Here is a 5,178-nt window from a genome sequence, read left to right as displayed (position 1 = left end):
TCAGTGGCAGCTTTCGCGTGGAATGGGTGGCAGGCTTCGTCTGGAATCAGTGGCAACCTTGGTCTGGAATACGCAGTAAAGACACGCCTTTACCCTCACCTCGTGAAAATGATCCCATCTTGCCTTCTCAGAAAGGCAATGGCTTGGGCAAGCGGCAGGTACAGCGAACGTATGAACAGGCGATCGATCGCGTCGTAAAGACTCTCCAGCGCGAGGGCAAATCTGAACAGGCTCTGGCATTTGAGGCAGTGAAAACGGAAACCCACTACCTCAGGCACACGGGTGCTAGCCAAGCAATCGAGGCGGGAGGTGATATCAGGCATATTTCAGAAGAACTGGGTCATGCAAGCCCGGCGATTACTGAAGCTGTGTATGTTCGATCGGACAAAAATCGGATGCGACTCGCTGGTAAGCGGCGAAGTATTTAGTGGGGCGACCTGCGACGAAAGCAAACGGGCGTAACCCCCTCTGCCCCGAGGGGTTTTACAGTTCGTTCAACTGTGTAGCGACGATCAAAAACAACCGTTGTCGATATTCCGAAGCATTTGAACGACAGCGGCGGCACCGTGTGCATCCTTGATAGCGTCTTTTGGGGTCATGCCATTCAGCTGTTTCTTTGGTTTATTGAGCCAGCGGGATGCTTTATCTGCATCGCCGAATACGGCCTCGGCGTGACGGACAATCTGTTCCCGGGTTTTGCATTCCACGTTTCCGATCTGCGCCATAGACAGGATACCCTTGAATTTCATTAATTATAGCTTGCCGCCACTCTGTAAGGATAGATTCATCACTCGCCTCCCCTTGCGAGCCAATAGCGCTTAAATTCTCAGTCGAACCACTCTAATAAATTGACTCTCGGAATCTGATCACCCTCTCCCGGCTTTAGATCGTTCCCAAAGCATGGATAGTGTCACCGGATCACCGATGTGCGGGCTGACTTCGGCTGAACCGCCAGCACCCATTTAGCGATTAGAGGCAGATCGCAGCATAACGGATCTCTGTTTCTGCAAGTGCAACATCGCGCAAACGACTGTTTATGGCTAAGTAGCATAATCCAGTGTTCTATCGTAGGGCTTCTCGAGCGAGTGCCTGCAATGTTGCCCGGTCCTGATCACCGCTCACCGATAGCCCTTGGTCAGCCTGGAAGCGCTTGAGAGCTCCAATCGTCCGTGATCCGATCAAGCCATCCACTGGTCCGGCGTTATAACCTAAATCATTGAGGCGGCGTTGAAGCTCTTTTACGGTTAGCGGAACAGCGAGATTGACATCGTTAACGGGCGCCACAACCGCGTTCAAGTTGGCACTTGTTGAGGAATCATCGTGGTATTGCCGAACCGAATCCAGTGGTGACAGCTTCAGAAATGCATTACCAACTGGGTAGACCATCGGCTGCACAGACAAAATCCATCGAACAGGCCACGTTGCATATTCCGGCCCATCGTGACCGCCCATTCCGTTTGAACGTGACCGCCCGTTCCGGGTGATCGTGACCGCTCATTCCGTTTTATCGTGACCGATTTTGGACGTTTTTCCGGAATCGCTGGTCACGATGCCGGAATCCCCGGTCACGTTCCTCCGGAATCATTGCCAACACGCTGGAATTCTTCAACTTTATCCGGCATACCCCTTCCTTTTTCATCACGAGGAAGGGCGGATGCCGGCAGCGAGGATTTCCATGCGACAGATCATCGAGGTCTTGCGCCTCAAGTACGAAGCGGGCCTGAGCCATGAGCGCATTGCCCGTGCCTGCGGACTCTCCAAGGGCGTGGTCGGCAAGTATGTCAGCCTGGCCACCGCGCAGGGCATCACCTGGCCGTTGCCGGAAGGCACGGACGAGGCACGACTGGAAGCCCAGCTCTTCCCGGCCAAGACACCCCCATCTCGATTTGCTGAGCCCGACTACTTCCAGGTCCACCAGGAACTCAAGACCAAGGGCGTCACCCTGCAATTGCTCTGGGCTGAGTACGTCGAACGCCACGGCGACAAGGCCCGCCGGTACAGTCAGTTCTGCCATCACTACCGGCTCTGGCGCGGCCGGCAGCGGCGCAGCATGCGCCAGGTCCACCGGGCCGGCGAGAAGATCTTTATCGACTACTGCGGTCCCACCGTGCCGGTGGTGGACCGCAGCACCGGCGAGATGCGTAAGGCCCAGGTCTTTGTGGCTGTGCTGGGCGCGTCCAGTTATACCTTCGCCGAGGCCACCTGGAGCCAGAGCCTGCCGGACTGGATCGCCTCCCACCAGCGGATGCTGGCGTTCTACGGTGGTGTGCCGGAACTGCTGGTTCCGGACAATCTCAAGGCAGCGGTCACCAAGGCAGACCGATACACGCCCCAGCTCAACGAGACCTACGCGGAACTGGCAACCCATTACCAGACGGCGGTCTTACCGGCCCGCCCCTACAAGCCCAAGGATAAGGCGAAGGCCGAAGCCGCTGTGCTGCTGGTTGAACGCTGGATCCTGGCCCGGTTGCGTCACCGAACGTTCTTCTCACTGGCCGAACTGAACTCGGCGATTGCAGACCTGCTACCGGCACTGAACCAGCGCCCGTTCCAGGGGCGCTCCGAGAGCCGCCAGAGCCTGTTCGAAGCGCTGGACCGACCTGCACTCAGGCCACTGCCGGCAACGTCCTACGTCTACGCCGAGTGGCGCAAGGCACGACCGGGCATCGACTACCACATCGAGATCGACAAACGCCTGTACAGCGTGCCTCACGCCCTGGTGGGTGTGAAGCTGGATGTTCGGGTTACCGATACGTCCGTTGAGGTCATGCACAAAGGACAACGGGTAGCCCTGCATCCTCGCCACGGCAAGAGCCGCTTCGTGACCCTGACCGAGCACATGCCCAAGTCCCATCAGGCCCATCAGAACTGGTCACCGGGACGGTTCCTGAACTGGGCCAGTGACATCGGTCCCGCCACGCTCGACGTGGTACAGCGACAGCTTAAGGATCGCCCTCATCCGGAGCATGGCTACCGATCATGCCTGGGGCTGTTGAACCTGAGTCGACGTTACAGCCGTGACCGGTTGGAGCAGGCCTGTAGTCGAGCACTAGCTATCAACTCGGCCAGCTACCAGAGCATCAGCTCGATCCTGAAACAGGGGCTGGATCAGCTCCCGTTGCCCCTGGCCGAGGAGGAGTCGGAACTGACAGAGCTGCCAGCACACACCAACGTTCGCGGCCCCCGCTACTACCACTGATCCCGGAGAAACTGATGTTGACTCAAAACACCCTCGACGCCCTGCGCCAACTCAAACTGACCGGCATGTGCGATGCCCTGGAACAGCAGCGGGCACAGCCCGACACCCACGACCTGTCGTTCGAGGAACGCCTGGCCTTACTGATCGACCGGGAGGTGCTGCACCGGGAAAACCGCCGCCTGGAACGGCTGCTGAAGGCGGCCCGGTTGCGGGTCTCGGCCTGCGTGGAAGACATCGATTACCGCCACCCGAGAGGGCTGGAGCGCTCCCGTATGGCGGGGCTGGCCAGCTGTGACTGGATCCGCCAGTCCCTGAACCTGTGCATCACCGGGCCTACCGGTTGCGGCAAGACCTGGCTGGCGTGCGCCCTGGGCAACCAGGCCTGCCGGCAGGGGCTCTCAGTCCGTTACTTGCGGGTACCGCGCCTGTTCGAACAGCTGCGCATCGCCCACGGCGATGGCAGTTACGCCCGCCTGATGAACCAACTGTTGAAAACCGACCTGCTGATCCTGGATGACTGGGGGATGCAGAAGGTCACCGTGCAACAACGACAGGATCTGATGGAAGTGATTGAGGATCGGCACGGAAGAGGCTCAACCCTGATCGCTAGTCAGTTACCAACCGAACACTGGCACGACTACATCGGCTCCGCCACACTCGCAGACGCCATTCTGGACCGGCTTCTGCACGGCGCTCACCGACTCAATCTAAAAGGAGAATCACTAAGAAAAGCCAAGGCACAAAACACGGAATCGGTTGACCCATCGTGACCGCTCAGAGTACAAAACTGACTCCAGCGTGATGGCCGTGTGCAAACCGGTCACGATCCCCGGAATGACCGGTCACGTTCGCCGGAATACGCACACGTTAGATACGCAAGATTTACCTCTTCCAGAGCTCTGTCCGTTAGCTGGCTATGCACAAACGAATTCGGAGTCAGCATGACTGGAAGACATGCAATGACGATCAGACCAGCGCCGGTGATATATTTCACAGAGCGCGTGTATTGTTGGTGCGTAAATCGATAGATGCACAACATCGACAAGTAGACCAGACGCTTAATAATATTCAGCACGTTCAACAAGACAAAAAGCAATGATATTGACAGAGCTATTGCTGGCACGTAAACGGCTCTCAATGCTTGATTTTCGGCTTCTTTGCGTTTTGCTAGGGGTAGATACTTGGTCCCTATGAGCTTGCTGATGGCGCCGTTCTCTAGCTTGGGGAGAGCCCCCACAATTCGTTCAGCCCGGGTTTGAGCTTCAGGCAGCATGACCTGTGAAAAGAAAGCATCGTGGTCATCTGTGTTCATCAGATTGGAAGCCATTGCTCGTGAAATCATACCGCCCTGTCCATGGAGCGCTTTGATGCTGGGCAGGTTAAAAAACGCCTCCTTTGATAACGGCGACTTTTCGGTTATCGCTCGGCTCAGGAGGATGGTATTCACACCGTCTGGTAAATGACCAAGCTCATTTTCCAAAGCGCTCACGAAGCCATCGCCCAAACCGAGCTTCGCTTTAAGTAACAGCACTTTGTCAAAATACTGACGTATGTTGTAGGTTCTAGGATCTCTGTTTGGATTGCCTTGATGAAAATCACTGTCTTTCAGGTCGCGTATATAGGGCAAGTTGAACGCGTTTCGAACCTGTTGGTGGTTGAAAAACTCCGCAACACTTAAAGTGATCGGGAGTTTACCAATTCCGTTTGTATAATATTGAACATGTCGACTTGTGACCTCACGATTATCAAAGCCGCCTGGCAAACTTTTCACAAAGCGTTTAGCAAACGCAATCTTTGCTTCTGTCGTATCGTCGACGTTTAAGCATGTTGATTTGGTGAATTTCCGATGATCCGGACAGAGGCGGTCGAATGTAAGTGCCACCCCATAGCGCTCTCTGTCGTGAGCCTGTAAATAAATCTGTGTAACTGCCCACCCCATTACAGGTGGCCGTCCAGGCGGTCACCGAATTCGATAATAA

Annotated in this window: 6 protein-coding genes; 3 read left to right on the top strand and 3 right to left on the bottom strand. The window is 56.0% G+C overall.

The window, feature by feature from the left end; translation table 11 throughout:
• Nucleotides 1–428, top strand: a 428-nt coding sequence (locus MLC70_RS18095; RefSeq protein WP_248185864.1) for a tyrosine-type recombinase/integrase, incomplete at its 5' end; no start/stop codon positions are given.
• An 84-nt stretch (nucleotides 429–512) separates the two neighbouring features.
• Here the strand turns inward: MLC70_RS18095 and MLC70_RS18090 are convergent.
• Entirely contained in the window at nucleotides 513–749 is a 237-nt protein-coding gene (locus MLC70_RS18090; protein WP_248185861.1) for an MbcA/ParS/Xre antitoxin family protein, read from the bottom strand.
• 313 nt (nucleotides 750–1,062) lie between these two features.
• Nucleotides 1,063–1,386: a peptidoglycan-binding domain-containing protein gene (locus tag MLC70_RS18795; RefSeq protein WP_427902117.1), complete on the bottom strand. Its 324-nt coding sequence runs from the start codon at nucleotides 1,384–1,386 to the stop codon at nucleotides 1,063–1,065.
• 268 nt (nucleotides 1,387–1,654) lie between these two features.
• On the opposite strand from MLC70_RS18795, the gene istA reads away from it, so the two are divergent.
• Both istA and istB read left to right on the top strand, forming a co-directional pair.
• Nucleotides 1,655–3,199, top strand: coding sequence for an IS21 family transposase (gene istA, locus MLC70_RS18085; RefSeq protein ID WP_169054557.1), 1,545 nt, complete (start codon nucleotides 1,655–1,657; stop codon nucleotides 3,197–3,199).
• A gap of 14 nt (nucleotides 3,200–3,213) precedes the next feature.
• Entirely contained in the window at nucleotides 3,214–3,969 is a 756-nt protein-coding gene (istB, locus tag MLC70_RS18080) for an IS21-like element helper ATPase IstB (RefSeq protein ID WP_136632092.1), read from the top strand.
• A 50-nt stretch (nucleotides 3,970–4,019) separates the two neighbouring features.
• Here istB and MLC70_RS18075 read toward each other — a convergent pair whose 3' ends face one another.
• A complete protein-coding gene (locus tag MLC70_RS18075; RefSeq protein ID WP_248185859.1) occupies nucleotides 4,020–5,138 on the bottom strand; it encodes a hypothetical protein in 1,119 nt (372 codons plus the stop codon).
• Nucleotides 5,139–5,178 lie beyond the last annotated feature (40 nt).

Origin of the sequence: Marinobacter goseongensis, from assembly GCF_023156235.1 — a bacterium.
GTDB classification, from domain to species: domain Bacteria; phylum Pseudomonadota; class Gammaproteobacteria; order Pseudomonadales; family Oleiphilaceae; genus Marinobacter; species Marinobacter goseongensis.
The sequence above is the reverse complement of the archived record's forward strand: the minus strand, read 5'-3'. Positions and strand labels throughout refer to the sequence as shown.

Excerpts from the sequence above, each read along its gene's own strand:
- istA (WP_169054557.1), top strand. The coding sequence starts at position 1,655 with ATGCCGGCAGCGAGGATTTCCATGCGACAGATCATCGAGGTCTTGCGC.
- MLC70_RS18075 (WP_248185859.1), bottom strand. The coding sequence starts at position 5,138 with ATGGGGTGGGCAGTTACACAGATTTATTTACAGGCTCACGACAGAGAG.
- MLC70_RS18090 (WP_248185861.1), bottom strand. The coding sequence starts at position 749 with ATGAAATTCAAGGGTATCCTGTCTATGGCGCAGATCGGAAACGTGGAA.
- MLC70_RS18795 (WP_427902117.1), bottom strand. The coding sequence starts at position 1,386 with ATGGTCTACCCAGTTGGTAATGCATTTCTGAAGCTGTCACCACTGGAT.
- istB (WP_136632092.1), top strand. The coding sequence starts at position 3,214 with ATGTTGACTCAAAACACCCTCGACGCCCTGCGCCAACTCAAACTGACC.